Below are 18682 nucleotides of genomic sequence, written 5' to 3' on the forward strand. Positions count from 1 at the left end.
TCTCGTACGCGGTGGCGAGGTCCTCCGGGTCCTTCAGGTCCAGCACCACCGAGTGCTTGTTCCGGTTCACCGAGAGGTAGTACGTGCCGAAGCCGTTGACGCTCGGTGGCACGAACGCCCGGGTGTCATCCCCCTCGGGGCCCTCCACCTTGATCACGGTGGCGCCCATGTCCGCGAGCAGCATGGTGCAGTACGGCCCGGCCAGGATGCGGGAGAAGTCCGCCACGACGATGCCGCTGAGCGGACCCGAGCGCGCGGGTCCCGTGGGCGTGGTGCTGAGCGTCATGAACCCTCCACTTCCAACTGTGCTCCAGAACACACAAGCACCGCCGCGGGGCCCTGTCCACCGCAGGGAGAGGGCCCCGTGCGGTGGCCTCAGTCGTAGTCGTACCAGCCGTGGCCGGACTTGCGCCCGTACTCCCCGGCCTCGTACTTCTCCTTGACGGACTCGGCGGGCAGGGAGGCGGGGTCCCCGGTCTGCTCGTACTCGGCCATGCGGATCAGGTAGACCACGTCGATGCCCACCATGTCCATGAGCTCGAACGGGCCCATGGGGTGGTTCAGGGCGGTCTTCGCGGCGACGTCGATGTCCTGGAAGTCGGCCACGCCGTCCTCGTAGAGCTTCAGCGCCTCGGCGCGCAGGGCCCCGAGCAGGCGGTTGGCCACGAAGCCCGGAACCTCCTTCTTCAGCTGCACGGGGGCCTTGCCCAGGGAGCGGGCCAGCTCCGTGGCGGTCTCCACCGTCTCCGTGGAGGTCCCAGCGTGGGGGACCACCTCCACGCACTGCATCACCAGCGCCGGGTTGAAGAAGTGCAGGTTGCACACCTTCTCCGGGCGGTTCGTGGCACCGGCCACGCGGGAGGACACGATGTTCGAGGAGTTCGTGGCCAGGATGGTGTGCGGCGGGCACACCCTGTCCAGCTCCGCGAACACCTGTCGCTTGATCGTCAGGTCCTCCACCGCGGCCTCGATCACCAGATCCGCCTGCGCGGCGCACGCGTCCCGGTCCGTGGAGAACGTGAGGCGCTCGAAGGCCGCTTCCACGTCCTCCCGGGTGCGGCGCTCCTTGCTCACGTTCCGGCCCATGCGGGAGTGCAGCTGCTCGGAGGCGCGGTCCACGGCCTCCTGTTTGATGTCCACCACGTCCGTCTCGTACCCGGCCAGGGCGCACACCATGGCGATCTGGGAGCCCATGGCCCCCGCACCGACCACGGTGATGTGCTGGATGTCCTTCAGGGGGTTCTCACTCACCTGTTCACGTCCTTCTGTGCCGCGGTGCGGAAGTCCGGGGCCCGCTTCTCCAGAAAAGCGTTCGTTCCCTCGGCCTTCTCCGCGCTGCTGTAGAGCACGGACTGCGCCAGCCGCTCCAGGAGGATCCCGGTCTGGTGGTCCACGTCGAAGCCGTGGCGGACCACGGTCTTGGCCAGCTGGATGGCCAGCGGGCCCTTGGCCATGATGGCCCGCGCGGTCTCCCGAGCGGCGTCCAGGAGCTGGTCCGGCTCCACCACCTGGGCGACGAGTCCCATGGCCAGGGCGTCGTCGGCCGCCACCCTGCGTCCCGTGAGGATGATCTCGGTGGCCCGCCCCAGACCGACCAGCTTGGCGAGCCGCTGCGTGCCGCCGGCCGCGGGCATGATGCCGAGCCCGGTCTCCGGCAGCGCGAACTGCGCGTTCGTGGAGGCGATGCGGATGTCGCACGCCAGCGCCAGCTCGTGCCCGCCGCCGAACGCGTACCCGTTCACGGCCGCGATGGTGGGTTTGGGGAACTGCTCCACCTTCTCGTACACGCCCTGCATGGTGGCCTTCAGCCCGTCCTTGGGGGTGCGCACGGCGAGCTCGTTGATGTCCGCGCCCGCCACGAACGCCTTGTCCCCGGCGCCGGTGAAGATCAGCACCTGGACGCCCTCGTCCTCGGCCAGTTCCGCGAGCGTGCGGGTGAGGGCCTGCAGGACCGTGGCGTTGATCGCGTTGCGGACCTCCGGGCGGTTGACGGTGACCAGGGCGATCCCGTCCGTGACCTCCACGGTCAGGACGTCGCTGTCCTCTGTGCTCATGGTGGGTTCTCCCTCTCTGTGGTGCGGTGCGCTCCGGCACCGCGGCGACCTCTGGTGTTCTTCATACCCCGTCCGGGTGAGCGGCGGCACATTTCCGGCACGACATGACCGCCCCGCGTTTCTTTCGGTGGCCGTACAACGCCCCGGATGACCGCCCGCCGCTCAGGACGACGCCGCCGGGCCCTCCCCGCGCGCCACGTTCCGCTCGTGCGCCTTCACGTCCGCCAGCAGCCGACGCCGCTGGGCCCGGACCTTGCGGGCCTCGCGGTTCCGTGCGGCCTCCTGAGCAGCGCGCTTGCGGGCCGCCGTGCCCGGGGCGGGAATCTGGCTGAGCAGGAGAGCCAACAGCCCGATCATGAGAGCCCAGGTGCTCTCGTGCCACACGAACTGCAGGAGGAGTGCGATCACCAGGCACAGCAGGCAGCCGATGCCGGGCAGGAACTTCACGAACTGGTTCACGGTCACTCCTCGGGGGTCTGGCCCCGTGCATGGCGGGGCGCGGGTTGGCCTTCCACCACGCTGTCAGGTCAGGGTGGGCATGTCATCCGCCCATTGGCCATTCTTTGCAGACACCGGCCCGCGCTACCCCGCCTCGCCCCGCAAGCGGTCGTAGAAGCCCGCCGCCATGGCCAGGGACACCAGTTCGCTGGTGGGCATGTCCTGCAGCACCTTGGCGAACTTCTCGGAGAGGTCGTTGTGGCTCCACACGCTGTCCTCCAGGACCACCCGCAGCTCGGGGGAGCGGGCGAAGTCCATGGGGGTGTTGTTGCGGGCCTGCTGCCGGAGGTTCTCGTTGTCCTGGGCGGTGGTGAGCCAGAGATCCACGGCGTTGACCTTGTAGTCGTCGCTGGCGTCCAGGCCGCCGAGGTACTTGTTCACCTTCTCCACCAGCTCGGTCTTGGCGGCGCGTTCGCGTTCCGCCTGCTTGCTCATGCCCACCTCGGTGAGGCCTCGCAGGCCCTCGGCCTCGCCATCTTGTAATTCCAGGTTCTGCTCGCGCTGCTTCTCCAGGTGGTAGTGCGTGAGCACCACGTCCTCGGCGGTGACCGTCTCGGGGGTCTCGGTCTCCAGTACGGCGTTGAGCCGCCGCTCCAGCAGGTCCGCGAACACGGAGAGCTTGAGGTACTCCGGGTCCCCGAAGTTCAGGATCTGCGAGAAGAACGCGTAGGACGTCACGTACTGGCCCAGCAGGGAACGGAACTCTTCGAGCACGTCCCGCGCGGCGGCGTCGTTGTCCGCGAGGGCGCGGTTCCAGCGGTCCATGAAGCGGTCCACGGCGGGGTCCAGGCCGGGGGAGAGGGAGCTGTGCTTGCCCCGCACGTTGTTCCACGCCTCCCACACCTGGTCCACCTCGGAGGTGTTGAAGATCCCGGCGGCCTTGAGCTTCTCCAGCTGCTTGGAGACCAGGTCCAGGTCCGAGGGTGTCTTGATGACCGCCTCCTGGTAGTACTCCTGGAACGCTTTGAGGATCTCGTCGGCGTCGTTCACGAAGTCCAGTACGTACGTGTCCGTCTTGCCGTCCATGCGCCGGTTCAAGCGGGACAGCGTCTGCACCGCGGCGATCCCGGAGAGCTTCTTGTCCACGTACATGCCCACCAGTTTCGGTTGATCGAAGCCGGTCTGGTACTTGTTCGCGACGATCAGGATGTGCTGGTCGTCCTGGTTGAACACCGAGGCCAGGTCCCGGCCCTTCACGTCCGGGTTCATGGACGCCTCCGTGACTTCGGGGCGCTCGCCGTCCCCGATCACCGACACGTCCGGGTCCGGCAGCGAGCCGGAGAACGCCACCAGGGTCTTCAGCGGCAGCCCCTCGCGCTCGATGTGCCGCTGGAACGCCCGCTGGTACTGCACCGCAGACGCGCGCGAGCTCGTGACCACCATGGCCTTGCCGCGCCCGTTCAGCGCGGGCTGGACGGTGTGCAGGTAGTGCTTGATGATCACGTCCACCTTGGAGTCCACGTTGGTGGGGTGCAGCTCCACGAACCCGATGTACGCGCGCGTTCCCCGCCGCACGTCCACCTCCTCGCCGCCGCCGGACGACGACGCCGCTGCCGCGCCTTTCCTGCCGCCCGTCCCGTTGGCGCCGGGCAGGGTGTCCGGGTCCGAACCGCGCAGCGCGATCTTGGCCACCCGCTCGTAGGTGGTGTAGTTCTTCAGGACGTCCAGGATGAAGCCCTCCTGGATGGCCTGCTTCATGGAGTAGAGGTCGAACGGCTCGTTCTCTCCCGCCTCGTTGGGGGTGCCGAAGAGGTCCAGCGTCTTGGCCTTGGGTGTGGCCGTGAACGCGAAGTAGCTGATCCGGTGGCCGTCGTCCGCCTGGGCCGCCATGCGGAGCAGGGCGTCCTGGTCCGCTCCCGGCTCCAGGACGCCGTCCTGGTCCACGAGCGGTGCGCCGTCCTCGCCCAGCGCGGCAGCGGGGTCGTTGAGGTACAGCAGCTCCTTGACCGCGCTGGCCGCATTGCCGGACTGCGAGGAGTGGGCCTCGTCCGCGAGCACCGCAAAGCGCTTGCCCTCGAATGTGCCGCCCTGCTCGCGGATCTTCGAGAGGGCATAGGGGAAGGTCTGCAGGGTCACGCCGATGATGGGCACCCCACCGGCCAGCGCCTCGATGAGCTGGGCGGTTTTGGAGCCCTCAGAGCCGGAGGTGATGGGCTGGAACTGTCCCGTGGCGTTCACCAGCTGGTCCACGGCGTCCTGGAGCTGGCGGTCCAGCACCTGGCGGTCCGCGATCACGAAGACGGTGTCGAACACCTTCTCCCCGGCGGGTGTGTGGAGCGTGGCCATCCGGTGGGCGGTCCACGCGATGGAGTCCGTCTTGCCGGAGCCCGCGGAATGCTGGATCAGGTACTTGTGCCCCGGACCCTCCACACGCGCGGCGGCGGTGAGCCGGCTGACGGCGCGCCACTGGTGGTAGCGCGGGAAGCGGATCTGGGCGGTGTCCGTCTCCGCGCCCGTGCGGGGGTCCACCTTCTTCTGGTGGTTCACGTACACGAACTTGGTGAGGATGCTCAGCCACGTGTCCCGCTCCAGGGTCTCCTCCCAGAAGTAGGAGGAGCGCGCGCCGTGCGGGTTGGGCGGGTTGCCCGCGCCGTGGTCGTGACCGCGGTTGAACGGCAGGAACGACGTTCCCCGGCCCTTCAGCTCGGTGGTCATGTACACATCGTTGTCCGTGAGCGCGAAGTGCACGAGCGCGCCCCGGAAGGGGGTCAGCAGGGGTTCACCGGCGGGAGCGCGGTCGTTCTCGTACTGCTTGATGGCTTCCTGGAGGGACTGCGTGTAGTTCGTCTTGATCTCCACCGTGGCCACTGGCAGGCCGTTGAGGAAAAGGACCAGGTCGATGCGGTCCGCCTTGCGCGTGGAGTACACGACCTCCTGCACCACCCGGAGGCGGTTTTTCGCGTAGCGCTCCGCAATGCGGGGGTTGCGGTCATCTGCCGGGGGCATCTGCAGCATGCTGAACCGGCGCGCCCCGGGCACCATGAAGCCCTTGCGGAGGACGTTCAGCACGCCGCCGCCGTCCCGCTCCGGCTGGGAGAGCTGACTGGTGAGCCGATCCAGGATGCGGCGCTCGCCCTTGGTTTTTGCCGCCTCGTCACCGTGGGGCGGGACAATCGTGGCCAAGTTCTCCGGGTCTGTGTCTTCGAGCCAGCCCAGGACGTCCTCGGGGAAGAGGGCACGCTCCTTGTCGTAACCGGCCGACGTCTCCGAGTGGAGCCACCCGTGGTCCCCGAGGTACTCCGCGATCTCCTGCTGGAGCTTCTTCTCCTGGTGCTGCTGACTCATGGGCTCTCCCTAGTTCTTTCTGTGCAGACCCTGCGCGATGTCGTCTTCCAGCTGCTCCGCCGCGGGCCTGTTCCTGGCCGTGACGTCGATCTGACCCGTGACCGCGGCCGTAATGAGGGCGGCGCGGCGCTCGCGGGCAAGGTCGATTGCGTTCTTAGCTTGGGCTTCGACCTCCAACTCACGAGACATTAGTGAATCTACGTGTGCAACAATTTCTTTCTGGGTGCGCTCGTCCGGCACCGGGACTTGAATGCCAAGAAAATCGCTGTAACTCAAATTTTGCATTGACGAACTTGCCCCCACGGAAAGCATGGATATCTGCTCTCGGTAGGCGCGGGTGGATAGGGCCAAGGCTATATATGAGTTAACCGCTTTAAAATCGATTGACCAAAGTTTATCGGAGAGGAAAAGATTCTGTGCATCATTGGCGATGTAAACCGCCGAACCAACCAGGTCGGGCGTATTTGCTCGATTTACAAGGACTCGGTCACCCGTCAAAGGTGCAGTGAGTCTGGAGGCTTCGCGGGGGTCCGTTACAGCCTTATTCTCGGAAGGGTCAAACCAGCCTTTTGAGACTGCCCCAGTTTTTAGGATGCCGGGGGCTCCAGGGTGAGCTGGTTCCGAGTCTGCATTTACGCTGGTGCCAGTCCTCCTCATGGGGGACAGTCTGCGAAGTTTTATACGGGTAAATTGTTCACCTCGCAGTAGACTCTCTACCGTGGCTTTCATTCGCGCGTGTGAAATATCTAGGAAGAGGTGTAAGTCCTTTATGAGGTGGTCAATTTCGGCGGTCTCGTGGTCGAGGTAGTCCGCTATTTTATTCTGCACACTCACGTCGGGCGCTGGCGTCCGGTAGTTCTTCATACTGGACTCCGATACCCGGCGGAGACCTCCGGCTCCGGTCATTGAGGCAATTGCCGCTGATCGGAAGCCTTCCGACTGCAGGACGTAGGTCAGGAAGCGTTGGGACACATCCGGTTGGGGGCGCAGAACGGACACCTCGGTGGTGGCGAAGGTCGGCCCCTCCAAGTCGGCGCCATCAAGGCCTTTGCCGTTCTCGAAGCACGGTGTGACTTTGGCGTACGCAATGTCCGATGGTTCGAGGTAGGAATATCCTGTGGATAGCGCTTCGTAGGTACGGTGCTGGGTAATGGTTGGCGGGGTGAAGTTTCCGATGTCTTCCATGGGCAGCAGTGGCCACTCTGCTACAGGATCCGAGGTCACGGCTTCGGGCACGGGCGGGTTGAACTGGGCGAGATGACGCAGCTTCACCGTGGGGTGGGGGCTGCTCACTTCTTGACCTCTTCCAACCGGGCACGGATGCGGCCCAGGACCTCGTCCAGGTCGCGGTCGATCTCCTCCAGCGGGCGGGGTGGGACGTACTCGTAGAAGTGGCGGGTGAAGGGGATCTCCGCGCCCTCCTTGGTCTTGGACTCGTCGATCCAGGCGTCAGGAACGAAGGGCTTCACTTCCCGCTCCAGGTACTCGTGAATGTCCTCGTCCCAGGGGACGTTCTCGGTGTCCCGCAGTGTGGCATCCGGCTCGGGGGTATTGAGACGGCCGGTTTGCAGCTCGCCGTCCTCGTCCCGTTCGCTCAGCTCGTTGACGATCACCTTCACGAGAGCCGGCTTCAGACGCAGGCCCTTCTCCGTGGCCACTGCCATGAACTCGTTGGTGAACTGCGCGCGGTTGGTGCTGACCGTGCCGTCTCCGCGCTGGGACAAAAGGTCGAGTGTGGAACGCAGCGCGGCGGCGTCGTCGTCCGAAAGCTTGGTGACCTGCTTGGCGGCCATGACGCGCTCGATGCGGTCCTCCGTGCACGCGAAGTTGAGCCGGAGCGGGCGCTCCACCGTGATGGTGCGGTAGAAGAAGTCCTCGGTGCGGAAGATCTTGGAGTGCTTGGTCTCCGCGAAATCCCGGTAGAGCCGGGCGATCTCTGCGATGTTGTCGGCGGAGAGCTGCTTGCGCTTGGAGCCCACGGACTTGCGCATCTTCACGAACATGTCCGTGGCGTCGATGAGCTGGACCTTGCCGCGGCGCTCCTCGGGCTTGTCCTTGGAGAGGCTCCACACGTAGGTGGAGATGCCCGTGTTGTAGAACATGTCCGTGGGGAGGCCGATGATCGCCTCCAGGTAGTCGTTCTCCAGGACCCACTTGCGGATGTTCGACTCGCCCGAGCCCGCGCCGCCCGTGAAGAGCGGGGAACCGTTGAGGACGATGGCCGCGCGGCCTGCAGCCTGGGTCTCGTCCGCGGAACCGGGCTCGCGCATCTTGGAGATCATGTGCATGAGGAACAGCAGCGAGCCGTCCGAGACGCGGGGGAGGCCCGGGCCGAAGCGGCCCGTGAAGCCCGCGACCGTGTGCTCGCGCGCCACCTCGCGGCGGTTCTGCTTCCAGTCCACACCGAACGGGGGATTGGAGAGGCAGTAGTGGAACGTGCGGTTGCGGAATGCGGGCTCCGTGAGGGTGTTGCCCAGCACGATGTTGTCAATCGGCTGGCCCTTCACCACCATGTCCGCCTTGCAGATGGCGTAGGACGCGGGGTTGATCTCCTGGCCCAGCAGATTCACCTGGGCGGAGGGGTTGAGCGACTTGATCTTGTCGTCCGCCACGGAGAGCATGCCGCCGGTGCCGGCCGTGGGATCGTACACCTCACGGATCAGGCCGGGGACGGTGAGGTCCTCGTCGTCCGTGAGCAGCAGCGTGACCATGAGGTCGATGACCTCGCGCGGGGTGAAGTGCTCACCCGCGGTCTCGTTGGAGGCCTCCGCGAACTTGCGGATCAGCTCCTCGAAGATGTGGCCCATCTGGTCGTTGCTGACCGCGTCCGGATGGAGGTCCGCCTTGGAGAAGTGCTGGAGGATCTGCAGCAGCAGGTCGTGGTTTGCGAGGTCCACGACGGTGTCCTCGAAGCGGTACTTCTGGAAGATCTCCCGCACGTTCGGGGAGAACGCGTTCACGTAGTCCCGGAGGTTCTCCTCCAGGTTGTCCGGATCCCCCTGGAGAGACTTCAGGTCATGGCGTGAGCGGTTGTAGAAGCTGTAGGTGTGGCCCGCGCGGGCTCGGAGCATCCCCAGGGGCGGCTCCACGTCCACGTACATGGGGCCGATGGCCTCCAGCACCGCCTCCTTGGTGGGAGCCAGCACCGCATCCAGGCGGTAGAGAACCGTGAACGGCAGGATCACATCGCCGTACTCGTGCTGCTTGTAGGTGCCGCGGAGGATGTCCGCCGCACCCCAGATGAAGGACGCATGGTTGAACACTTGGGGGCCTTACGTGGAGATCAGGAGGGTACTGCGAGTGTAGGGGGCGCGGGTGCCGTGCGCGCGGAAGGGGTGCGGGCGGCGTCGGGGTCCGATGGTTGCAGCTCTGCGGCGAGACCGTGGGGGAGCGGAAGTCATAACTCCGAAGCGCAATTTTATGAGAAACTCAGTTACTCATAATTTTGGGAGGCGATCTTCTGAGCAAGCACAGCTGGCCGGCCATCGGGCTCGAGGAGCTGGCGTGGGTGCCCGGCGCCCAAGCCTCGTGGGGTGTGAACGCCACGAGAGGCGGACGCACGGAAACCTATCGGGCTGCGGTGGTTCCGCTCATCGAAGGGCGGGTCCCGGGGCTGAGCGAGAGCACGCGGCTGGACGCGGAGGAAGCGTCCCACGAACTCGCACGGTTCGATGCAGAGCTGGGGGAACGCGTCGCGTCGTTCGCTCCGGTGTTGCTCCGCTCAGAAGCGGCGTCATCCTCGCAGATCGAGAACCTCACGGCGTCCGCGAGGGCCATCTTCAGCGCGGAGCTCGGTGTGCGCCGCAGCCGCAACGCGGAGGAGATCGCGGCCAACACCCGGGCCATGCAGGCAGCACTGGAGCTTGCGGACAGCCTCTCGGCCGAGGCCATCATGGAGATGCACCGGGTGCTGATGTCGGGACAGCCGCAGCACACCCCTGGCCAGTGGCGGGACCAAGCCGTATGGATCGGCACCCGGTCCGACTCCCCGGCGGGGGCAGCGTACGTCGCGCCCGTTCACGAGCGCATCCCGGAACTGGTGACGGACCTCGTGCAGTACATGAACGGGAGCACCGCCAGTCCGCTGGTCACGGTGGCGGTGGCGCACGCCCAGTTTGAAACCATCCACCCGTTCACCGACGGCAACGGGCGCACAGGGCGCGCCCTGGCACAGGCCATGCTGAGGCACTGGGGCATCACCCGCAATGTCGCGGTGCCCGTCTCGGCGGGGCTGCTCGCGGACGTGAACGGATACCACGCGGCGCTGGACGCGTACCGCGCCGGGGACGTGGAGCCCATCGTGCAGAAGTTCTCTGCCGCGTCCTTCCGGGCGGTCGCCAATGCCCGGCGGCTCGTGGCGGACATCGACCGCATCCGCAGCGAGTGGGATGCCCGCCTCACCGTTCGGAAGAACTCCAACGCCTGGAAGCTTCTGGACGTCCTGGCCCGTCGGCCCGTGCTGGACAGCGCCACCGCTGCCGCAGAGCTGGGCGTCCAGCAGCCGAACGTGTATCCGCCGCTGCGCGCTCTCACGGACGCCGGGATCGTGAAGTCCAAGGCAGAGCACAAGCTGGGCCCGTTCTGGCGCAGTGACGAAGTGCTGGCGGCGATCGACGCGTTTGCGGAGCGGGCGGGGCGCCGGCCCACCGGGTGAGGGCGGCCCCGTCCGGGTGAACCAGGACGCCGGGATCGAGGCCGCGTGGCAGGGCTTCCCGGCACCCGGCCGCGGCAGACTACTTCAGCTCCGTCACCGTCCGGAACTCGTACCCCAGCCCCTTGATCCCCTTCACGGTGTCCTTGAGGTAGGTGATGTCCAGGTACGGGTGGAAGAAGAAGCTTGCCGTGGACTCGCGCACCACCAGGTTCGCCTTGGCGCGGGAGACCAGGAACTCGGGGGAGCGCGTGGCGTGGTTGTTCTGCTCGCCCTCGGTGATGTTGCCCAGGTTCTCCGGGTAGACCGTTCCGCCGTAGATGTCGTGCACGGTGTAGGGGAACTGCTGGCTGTAGGACTTCCGGGGGTCGGAGGTGCCTCCGGTGAGGGTGCTCGCGTAGTAGTTCCCCTGCTCGTAGCGCGCGTCGTACTCCTGGGCCATGGCCGTGTAGGCGTTCACCGACCCTCCGTAGTGGGGGGTCTCGAAGATCGCGGTGTCGCCGAGTCCGGCCTCGGACATGACCTCCCGCCCCGCCTGCAGCCGCTGGGTCCACTGGGAGACGTCGTCCTGGGCCACCCGGCCCACGGGGGTGATGTACGAGTCGTTGGTGCAGTCCTCGAACGTGTAGGGCTCGGTGTCCGTGGTGGTGCACCCGTACCTGTAGAACTCGTAGTCCTCCCCGGACCGCCCGCTGTAGGGGTTGTTGCCGGTGCCCATCTGGTGGGTTGTGCCGTGCTGGATGAGTGTCCCGCCCTTGTCCTGCATGTACTTCAGGGCCTTCACCACCTCGGGGCGGTCCTGGAGGCTCAGCCCGTACCAGTCCGAGCCGTCCTTGTTCCTGCCGATCTGGACGGGGATCACGGCCACCTGGAAGGGCACGTTCTCGGAGGCCAGATAGTCCGCCACCCGACGCAGGTCCTCGGGGTCGGACTCCGGCCCCACGTCCTCGAGGCGCACCGCGGCCTGCTTGACGGCGGGTGCCCGGGAGCCCAGCAGGTCGTAGAAGAGGTCCGTGTACACCAGGTAGACGTCGTTCGCGTCGATGTAGTCCAGGGGCACCTCGGCCACGTAGGTGAGGTTGCCCGAGCGCACCGCCCAGGGCACCTCCGTGGGCCCGGTGCCGGAGGACGTGCACGACACGCGCTTGCCGCTCTCCGTGCACTGCGAGGTGGCCAGCACCTCCACGCCCTTCCGCGTGCCGGTGAACGGAACCGTGAGATCCTCGGCGCCCTTCGTCTCGCGGTGCACCGACCGGCCCCGGTATCCCACGGTGGCGGCCTTCGTGCTGGCCACGGAGGACACCTGCCGGGGATCCCACCCGTACTTTTCCGTGAACTGGGCCGCCTGGGCGTCGTCCCCGCCCGCGAGCTCCTCCACGTTCTGGTCCACCCACATGACCGGCTTGTCGCTGCCGCGCACGTCCGCCAGGAAATCCCGGGGCAGGGTGGTCCGGTAGTCGGTGCCCAGGTAGACCGCGGCGTCGTACTTCTCCAGCATCCCGGCCTCGTAGCGGGCCACCGGCTTCAGCTCGGTCCTGCCGAAGTGGGTGAGGAGGTTCCCCGTGGCGATCGCGTACATGGCGGTGTCGTCTGCGTACTCGCCGGTGTCGTCGTAGAGGACCAGAGTGGACTTGCCCTCGCCCCTGCCGTAGCTCGCGGGCAGCTGCTCCTCCGCGGCGGTCGAGCTCTCGCCGTCCAGCGCCGGATCGGTGTACTGCTTCGCCACCGAGGATGCCTGCCCCTCCACCAGCGACGTGCTCGTCAGCCCGAACACCACCACCAGTGCGACCACCAGCACCAGGGCCAGCCCCGCGAGCCACCCCCACTGCGCCCGCCGTGTGAGCTTGAAGTTCTCGTCCATCGTCCTCCGCCTTCCTGGTCCGCGCGCCCTGGGACGCGCGGCGCGGCGTCGTCGTCCGTGCCGGCAGCCGGGGCGGTTGCGCCCCGTGGCTCGCGGACGTCGTCGCCCGCCGTCTTCTCGTGCCGCGCCCCGTCCGCAGGGCGCACCGTCACCCCTGTCCCGTGACCTCGAAGTCGCGGAACAGCACCCGGGCGTCCTCCGTGTAGAGCCCGATCGCGCCCCCGCGGTAGGGGGAGTCGTCGTCGGTGACCGTGGCGAGCTCGGTGCCGTCCACGGTGACCGTCATGCGGGGCCAGTCCTGGGTGACCTCCACCCGGTGGTCCTCGCCCACGGGGAACGTGCGGTCCGTGCCGGAGGCGATGAAGCGCTGCGCCCCGGGGTAGGCCGGGTCCTGCTTGGAGACCTCCCAGCCGTTGGGCTTCAGGGCCACCGCGTAGAAGTGGTCGTTGTCGCGCAGGTTCCACTGCACCCAGCCCACCTCCCACACGTTGGGGGAGTCGTTGCGGCGCAGCTGCTCCTCCGTGCGCACGGTGACCGCGAAGTCCGCGTCCTGGTAGCTGTCCACGGTGTGCACGAGCGCGCCGTGGGTCACGTTCGCGGCCTCGGCGGCGTGGGGTTCCAGCAGCACCTGGTCGTCGGTGCCCTTCACGGTGCCGTAGCCCGTGTACATGACCTGCCAGCGCCCGTGCGTGGAGCCGTCCGCCCAGGGCTGCACGCGCCAGAGGTTATTCATGACGGCCACCACGGCCAGCACCAGCACCACCGCGACCACGCCCACGACGACGCCGCGGCGCCTCATGCATGGGCCTCCGCCGTCAGCTCCGCGGCCGAGGCGTCAACCTGCTCCTGGTTCTCGACCACCCGCTCGGTCTTGGCCCAGCCGTTCTGGCCGCGCACCGCGCGCCACGCCGCCTTCCACCCGGCCACGTACCACAGCACCGCGTAGAGCACGTAGAGGTGGATCAGCCCCACCGCCTTCAGCGCGGAGAGTCCGCTGTGCCGCTCCTGGGACCAGTAGACGAGCCCGTAGAGCAGCGCCGGCCCGAACGCGATCAGGTAGGAGGACAGCCACCACCCGGAGACCACCGCGGTGCCGGTGACCACACCCACCGCGAGGTCCAGGACCCAGAACGCGAACGCGAGCGTGAGGAAGGAGGTGAGCAGCAGCAGGAACGGGCTGGTCAGGTGGTAGACCAGGTCCGCGCGCCGGGCACCGGTGAGGTCCCGCAGCACCCACGGCACCAGGTTCCACGACTGCAGGTGGCCCTGGAACCACCGGGTGCGCTGCTTGACCCAGCGCTTCACGTCCACCAGGCCCTGCTGGTGAACGGACGCGGTGGAGACGAACTCGGTCTGCCAGCCGTCCATGAGCAGCCGCACACCCAGGTCCAGGTCCTCGGTGAGGCTCCGGGACCACGGGGAGGCCCCCAGGCCGTTGAGCGCCGAGAGCCGCACGAACTGGCCGTTGCCACCGAGCCCCACGCTGCCCAGGTGGCGCCGCCCGCGCTGGAACACGTGGGTGTAGAGCACGAACTCCACGTCCTGCATCCGTGCCAGCAGGTTCTGCGCCCGGTTGTTGATGCGCACGCCGATCTGGGCCGCGCCCAGGCGGCGGTCCTTGAACAGCGGCATCACGTCCGCCAGCGCGTGCGGGTCCAGGCGGCCGTCCGCGTCCATCACGCACACGACCACGTCCGAGTGGGCGGTGCCCGCGATCAGCTCGCTCGTGCGCAGGTGCTGGACGGCGGCGTTGAGCGCCTCGCCCTTGCCCTGCCGGGCGTTCGGGAGGGTGCGCTGGAACAGGTGCACACGAGGATCCGGGAAGGAGGTCACGATCTCGGCGGTGCCGTCGTCCGAGCCGTCGTCGATCACGATGATCTCCACGTCCGGGTGGTCGAGTCCGGTGAGCCGCTCCAGGCTGGGGCGCAGCACCCGCTCCTCGTTGAGGCACGGCACCACGAAGACAACCTTCAGGTGCCCTGGGATGCGCTCGATCCGCACCCTGCGGTCCTGGGCGCCGCGGGGCTCGAAGCGGGAGAGCACCAGGATGAACAGCCCGTACAGCACGCTCACGGTCACCAGGACCACGGCGAGCACCAGGACCAGGTCCACGCGGTGGCCGAAGAGCAGGACCACGGTCAGCCCTCCGCTCGCACGGTGTGCCGACCCCGCCCAGGGATTTCCTGGTGGGGCAGCTCCGCCTCCGGGGTGATGGGTGCCATGGCCCGCGGGTGGGCCGCCTGGCGCGGGCGGCGCCGGATCTGGTGCCACGTGGTGATCGCGCTGGCGATGGACACCGTCCCCAGGAAGAACAGCAGATAGGCCAGGAACAGGGCCATGGCGATCATCAGCAGCATGCGGCTGCCGCCCTGCAGGAAGATCTGCAGGAACTCACCCGTGGATGCGGCGTGTGACAGGACGTGGACAGGCATGTGGAATCCCCCGATTCACCTGCGGAAGTGGCGCGGATCCCCCCGGACCTGAAACGCCGCTGACGTGCCACGATGCGTGGCCTGGGAACACCATGACAGGTCGGAGTTGCGAAAGTGAAGGTGTGACGGTGACGGAATGGGAGCGGGGAAACCGCCGGTCCGTGAACAGATCGGGTTGATTCGTCACCATCCCGCGGTTTTTGCCGCCAATGACGATGAATATGCATTTACATTGCCGAGAGGTGCGTTCCGAAAATTCTTGTTTGTTACGCGGTGTCCTGGCCCTCGTCGGCGGGGGTTCCGTGACCTCGTGGGACGAGGTGGCCGGTGAGACCGGGACGAGCCGGGGGGCGCCGGGACGGGTGGGCCGTCCGGCCGCTCCGCCTACCCTGGACCCATGCCCACCCCAGACCTCACCCTTCCTGCGCTCCCCGATCTCCTCGACTCCGCCCACGTGGTCTCCCTCCCCATGCGCGTCACCTTCCGCGGCGTGACCGAGCGCGAGACCGTGGTCTTCCGCGGCCCCGCCGGCTGGGGCGAGTTCGGCCCGTTCCCCGAGTACGGGGACGCTGAGGCCGCCGCGTGGCTGCGCGCCGGGGTCGAGGCCGCGTGGCAGGGCTTCCCGGAGCCCGTCCGTGACCGGGTTCCCGTGAACGCCACCGTCCCCGCGGTCCCCGCCGAGCGCGTCCCGGACGTCCTGCGCGGCTACGACGGGCAGGTCCACGCCGTGAAGATCAAGGTGGCCGAGCGCGGCCAGGGCCTTGCGGACGACGTCGCCCGCGTCGCCGCCGTCCGCCACCTCCTCCCCGAGGCCGAGCTGCGCGTGGACGCCAACACGGGCTGGGACGAGGACGCCGCCGTGGCCGCCCTCAGCGCGCTGAGCGAGTTCCGCCTCGCCTACGCCGAGCAGCCCGTGGCGAGCGTCGAGGGTCTGGCGAGCGTGCGGCGTCGGCTGCGGGAGGCGGGCGTGGGAACGCTGATCGCCGCGGACGAGTCCGTGCGCAAGGCAGAGGACCCGCTGGCCGTGGCGCGCGCGGGTGCCGCGGACCTGATCGTGGTGAAGGTGGCGCCGCTCGGGGGAGTGCGCCGCGCCCTGGACATCGTGGCGCAGGCGGGACTGCCCGCCGTGGTGAGCTCCGCCATCGACTCCTCCGTGGGCATCCGCGCGGGCGTGGCCCTGGCCGCGGCACTGCCCGAGCTGCCGTACGCGTGCGGGCTCGGCACGCTCTCGCTCATGGAGGCGGACGTCACCGCCGAGCCGCTGCGGCCGGTGGACGGCTTCCTGCCCGTGCGGGACGTCGCCGTGGACCAGGCCCTGCTCGCCGAGCACGCCGTCACGGGCGAGCGCCGGGACTGGTGGCTGGAGAGGCTGCGCCGCACCCACGCGCTGCTCGCGGGGGAGCGGGACCGGGGCTGACGACGTCGGACGGTCACCGGGCGCGGTTCACCTCCAGTTCGCCCGGCGGTCGCCCGGCGATCACACGGCAGTGGTGAGGTGGCTCACGGAACCACTCGCTGACATGCGCCAATGCATGTCTCACCCAGGGAGCCACTCCATGACACAAGCACCCGAACGCCGCCGTCTGCTGCCCATGCTGGGCCATGTGAACGGCAAGCGCAGCCCGCTCACGTGCGAGCTCAAGTGCGGCAGCCAGTGCATGACGCCGGACGCCAACACCTCCGCCAACGAGTACGGGCACGACATCATCTCCGCCGCCGTGAGCCGCCGCGCGGCCCTGGGTCTGGGCGCCGCCGGCGCCCTGACCGTGGGCGTGGTGGCCGCGAGCTCCGAGCCCGCGCAGGCCACGTACGGCTACTGGGGCCAGGGCAGGGCGCGCCTGGACTTCACGCCCATCAAGCCCGTGGACATGACCGTGGACGACCTCAGTGTCCCGCAGGGCTTCGACTGGTCGCCCATCATCCGCTGGGGCGACCCCATGTTCTACGACTCCCCGGAGTTCGACCCCAAGAACCAGACCCCGGAGGCCCAGGCGAAGCAGTTCGGCTTCAACTCCGACTACCTGGACATCATCCCGGACCCGAACGGGCTCACGGGCGTGCTGGTGAACAACCACGAGTACACCAACGAGAACACCATGTTCCCCACGGGCTACGACAAGACGAACCTGGCCAACATGGTGCGCACCACCATCCAGGCGCACGGCATGTCCGTCGTGGAGATCACCCGCGCGAAGGTGGGGGAGCCCTGGACGTACGTGCGCGGGGGCGCCCGCAACCGGCGCATCACCCTGACCACCCCGTTCGTGCTGGACGGCCCCGCGGCGGGCTCGGACCTGCTCAAGACGCAGGACGATCCCACGGGCAAGCGCGTGCTGGGCACCCAGAACAACTGCTCGGGCGGCGTGACCCCGTGGGGGACGGTGCTCTCCGGCGAGGAGAACGTGCACCAGTACTTCATCACCTCCGGCACCGCGGAGGAGAAGCGGTACGGCTTCCCCACCACCATGCCCTCCCGCCGCTGGCCCGAGGTGGAGAAGCGCTTCGACGCCCGCATCCCCGGGTACAAGAACGAGCCCAACCGCTTCGGCTGGGTCGTGGAGATCGACCCCCAGAACCCGAACTCCGCCCCGCTGAAGCACACCGCCATGGGCCGCTTCAAGCACGAGGGCGCGAACGTGCGCGTGGGGGACGACGGCACCGTGGTGGCGTACTCCGGTGACGACGAGAAGTTCGAGTACATCTACAAGTTCGTCTCCGCCAAGAAGTACAAGGCGGGGGACAAGAAGCACAACATGACCCTGCTGTCCGAGGGCGACCTCTACGTGGCCAGGCTCAAGGGCAACTCCCCGCAGCGCCAGATCACCGGAACGGGCACCCTGCCCGCGGACGGCGAGTTCGACGGCTCCGGCGAGTGGCTGCCGCTGGTCAAGGGCGGGAAGTCGATGGTCAAGGACATGTCCGTGGAGCAGGTGCTGGTCTACACCCGCCTGGCCGCGGACAAGGCCGGTGCCACCAAGATGGACCGTCCCGAGGACGTGGAGCCCAACCCGCACACCGGCAAGGTGTACGCGGCGCTGACCAACAACTCGGACCGCGGTGCGGCGGGCAAGGCCGGTGTGGACGAGGCCAACCCGAGGACCGGCAACCGGGACGGCTACGTCCTGGAGCTCACCGAGCGGCACAACCTCCCGCAGGCCACCCGCTTCGACTGGAACCTGCTGCTCGTGTGCGGTGACCCCACCAAGGACTCCGGCACGTACTTCGGCGGCTTCCCCAAGGAGAAGGTCTCTCCCATCTCCTGCCCGGACAACCTGGCCTTCGACAACTCCGGGAACCTGTGGATCTCCACGGACGGTGCGCCCTCCAAGATCGGCTACAACGACGGCCTGTTCAAGGTGGCCCTCTCCGGCACCGAGCGCGGGCGCGTGCAGCAGTTCCTGGCGGTCCCCCAGGACGCCGAGACCTGCGGACCCGTGGTCCACGACACCGAGGGCATGGTCTACATCTCCGTGCAGCACCCGGGCGAGGACGGCTCCTTCGAGCAGCCCCGCTCGTACTTCCCGGACTACGCGCTGCCCACGCGCCTGGGCCCCGGCGAGTTCTCCATGCCTCGCCCGGCCGTGGTCCAGGTGTTCCGCAAGAACCGCAGCAACAAGCCGCAGTTCCCGGGCGGCGTGAGCGACCAGCCCGGCAAGACCGAGAACCAGGGCAAGCGCCGCAAGAACGGGAAGACCGGTCCCAAGTACCGCGGCTACCAGGGCAAGTCCACGCGCGAGCTCCGGCAGCGCGCTCAGCAGGCTCCCAAGAGCTACGAGGGCTGAGCCGGCACCCCACCGGGCGCCACCACGGCGGGCGGGACCGCGAGCACTCGCGGCCCCGCCCGCTCGTCCGTTCCCGGCACCACCTCCGCCCCCGGACGACGACGCCGCCCGCGCCCGCC

14 protein-coding genes are annotated in these 18682 nt (G+C 68.0%); 3 read left to right on the forward strand and 11 right to left on the reverse strand.

The features are described 5' to 3' along the window. From Q4A22_RS02255 to Q4A22_RS02285, 7 genes are all read right to left on the reverse strand, one after another. Window positions 1-286, reverse strand: a 286-nt coding sequence (locus tag Q4A22_RS02255) for a CoA transferase (protein ID WP_303176894.1), incomplete at its 3' end; no start/stop codon positions are given. Window positions 287-375: 89 nt separating this feature from the next. Further along, window positions 376-1251, reverse strand: coding sequence for a 3-hydroxyacyl-CoA dehydrogenase family protein (locus Q4A22_RS02260; protein ID WP_303176895.1), 876 nt, complete (start codon window positions 1249-1251; stop codon window positions 376-378). Further along, a complete protein-coding gene (locus tag Q4A22_RS02265) occupies window positions 1248-2054 on the reverse strand; it encodes an enoyl-CoA hydratase/isomerase family protein (protein ID WP_303176896.1) in 807 nt (268 codons plus the stop codon). Before Q4A22_RS02265 ends, Q4A22_RS02260 begins: the two co-directional genes overlap by 4 nt. Before the next feature lie 162 nt (window positions 2055-2216). Further along, on the reverse strand, window positions 2217-2513 hold the full coding sequence (locus Q4A22_RS02270; RefSeq protein ID WP_303176897.1) for a hypothetical protein: 297 nt from the start codon (window positions 2511-2513) through the stop codon (window positions 2217-2219). Window positions 2514-2636: 123 nt separating this feature from the next. Continuing rightward, window positions 2637-5837 (reverse strand): type I restriction endonuclease subunit R, encoded by a 3201-nt coding sequence (locus Q4A22_RS02275; RefSeq protein WP_303176898.1) that lies wholly within the window; start codon window positions 5835-5837, stop codon window positions 2637-2639. Window positions 5838-5846: 9 nt separating this feature from the next. Continuing rightward, window positions 5847-7130, reverse strand: coding sequence for a restriction endonuclease subunit S (locus Q4A22_RS02280; protein WP_303176899.1), 1284 nt, complete (start codon window positions 7128-7130; stop codon window positions 5847-5849). After that, entirely contained in the window at window positions 7127-9100 is a 1974-nt protein-coding gene (locus Q4A22_RS02285; protein ID WP_303176900.1) for a class I SAM-dependent DNA methyltransferase, read from the reverse strand. The genes Q4A22_RS02280 and Q4A22_RS02285 overlap by 4 nt, the downstream gene beginning before the upstream one ends. A 182-nt stretch (window positions 9101-9282) precedes the next feature. Here Q4A22_RS02285 and Q4A22_RS02290 point away from each other — a divergent pair, with 182 nt between their 5' ends. Next, window positions 9283-10491, forward strand: a complete 1209-nt coding sequence (locus Q4A22_RS02290; protein WP_303176901.1) for a Fic family protein — start codon at window positions 9283-9285, stop codon at window positions 10489-10491. Window positions 10492-10570: 79 nt separating this feature from the next. Here the strand turns inward: Q4A22_RS02290 and Q4A22_RS02295 are convergent, their stop codons facing one another. The 4 genes from Q4A22_RS02295 to Q4A22_RS02310 form a co-directional block, all read right to left on the reverse strand. Then, entirely contained in the window at window positions 10571-12349 is a 1779-nt protein-coding gene (locus Q4A22_RS02295) for a DUF2334 domain-containing protein (protein ID WP_303176902.1), read from the reverse strand. 148 nt (window positions 12350-12497) lie between these two features. Beyond that, window positions 12498-13148 (reverse strand): family 16 glycoside hydrolase, encoded by a 651-nt coding sequence (locus Q4A22_RS02300; RefSeq protein ID WP_303176903.1) that lies wholly within the window; start codon window positions 13146-13148, stop codon window positions 12498-12500. Next, entirely contained in the window at window positions 13145-14485 is a 1341-nt protein-coding gene (locus Q4A22_RS02305; protein WP_303176904.1) for a glycosyltransferase, read from the reverse strand. The genes Q4A22_RS02300 and Q4A22_RS02305 overlap by 4 nt, the downstream gene beginning before the upstream one ends. 2 nt (window positions 14486-14487) lie before the next feature. After that, on the reverse strand, window positions 14488-14781 hold the full coding sequence (locus Q4A22_RS02310; RefSeq protein WP_303176905.1) for a hypothetical protein: 294 nt from the start codon (window positions 14779-14781) through the stop codon (window positions 14488-14490). 397 nt (window positions 14782-15178) lie between these two features. Between Q4A22_RS02310 and Q4A22_RS02315 the strand changes: the two genes are divergently transcribed. Together Q4A22_RS02315 and Q4A22_RS02320 are read left to right on the forward strand one after the other, a co-directional pair. Next, complete coding sequence (locus Q4A22_RS02315) at window positions 15179-16198, forward strand: o-succinylbenzoate synthase (RefSeq protein ID WP_303176906.1); 1020 nt, start codon at window positions 15179-15181, stop codon at window positions 16196-16198. A gap of 139 nt (window positions 16199-16337) precedes the next feature. Continuing rightward, window positions 16338-18563, forward strand: a complete 2226-nt coding sequence (locus Q4A22_RS02320; protein WP_303176907.1) for a PhoX family phosphatase — start codon at window positions 16338-16340, stop codon at window positions 18561-18563. The last annotated feature ends 119 nt before the right edge of the window (window positions 18564-18682 follow it).

The sequence above is a fragment of the Kocuria sp. genome (assembly GCF_030530945.1).
In the GTDB taxonomy this organism is placed as follows: Bacteria; Actinomycetota; Actinomycetes; order Actinomycetales; family Micrococcaceae; genus Kocuria.

Excerpts from the sequence above, each read along its gene's own strand:
- Q4A22_RS02265 (WP_303176896.1), bottom strand. The coding sequence starts at position 2,054 with ATGAGCACAGAGGACAGCGACGTCCTGACCGTGGAGGTCACGGACGGG.
- Q4A22_RS02275 (WP_303176898.1), bottom strand. The coding sequence starts at position 5,837 with ATGAGTCAGCAGCACCAGGAGAAGAAGCTCCAGCAGGAGATCGCGGAG.
- Q4A22_RS02295 (WP_303176902.1), bottom strand. The coding sequence starts at position 12,349 with ATGGACGAGAACTTCAAGCTCACACGGCGGGCGCAGTGGGGGTGGCTC.
- Q4A22_RS02300 (WP_303176903.1), bottom strand. The coding sequence starts at position 13,148 with ATGAGGCGCCGCGGCGTCGTCGTGGGCGTGGTCGCGGTGGTGCTGGTG.
- Q4A22_RS02310 (WP_303176905.1), bottom strand. The coding sequence starts at position 14,781 with ATGCCTGTCCACGTCCTGTCACACGCCGCATCCACGGGTGAGTTCCTG.
- Q4A22_RS02315 (WP_303176906.1), top strand. The coding sequence starts at position 15,179 with ATGCCCACCCCAGACCTCACCCTTCCTGCGCTCCCCGATCTCCTCGAC.
- Q4A22_RS02320 (WP_303176907.1), top strand. The coding sequence starts at position 16,338 with ATGACACAAGCACCCGAACGCCGCCGTCTGCTGCCCATGCTGGGCCAT.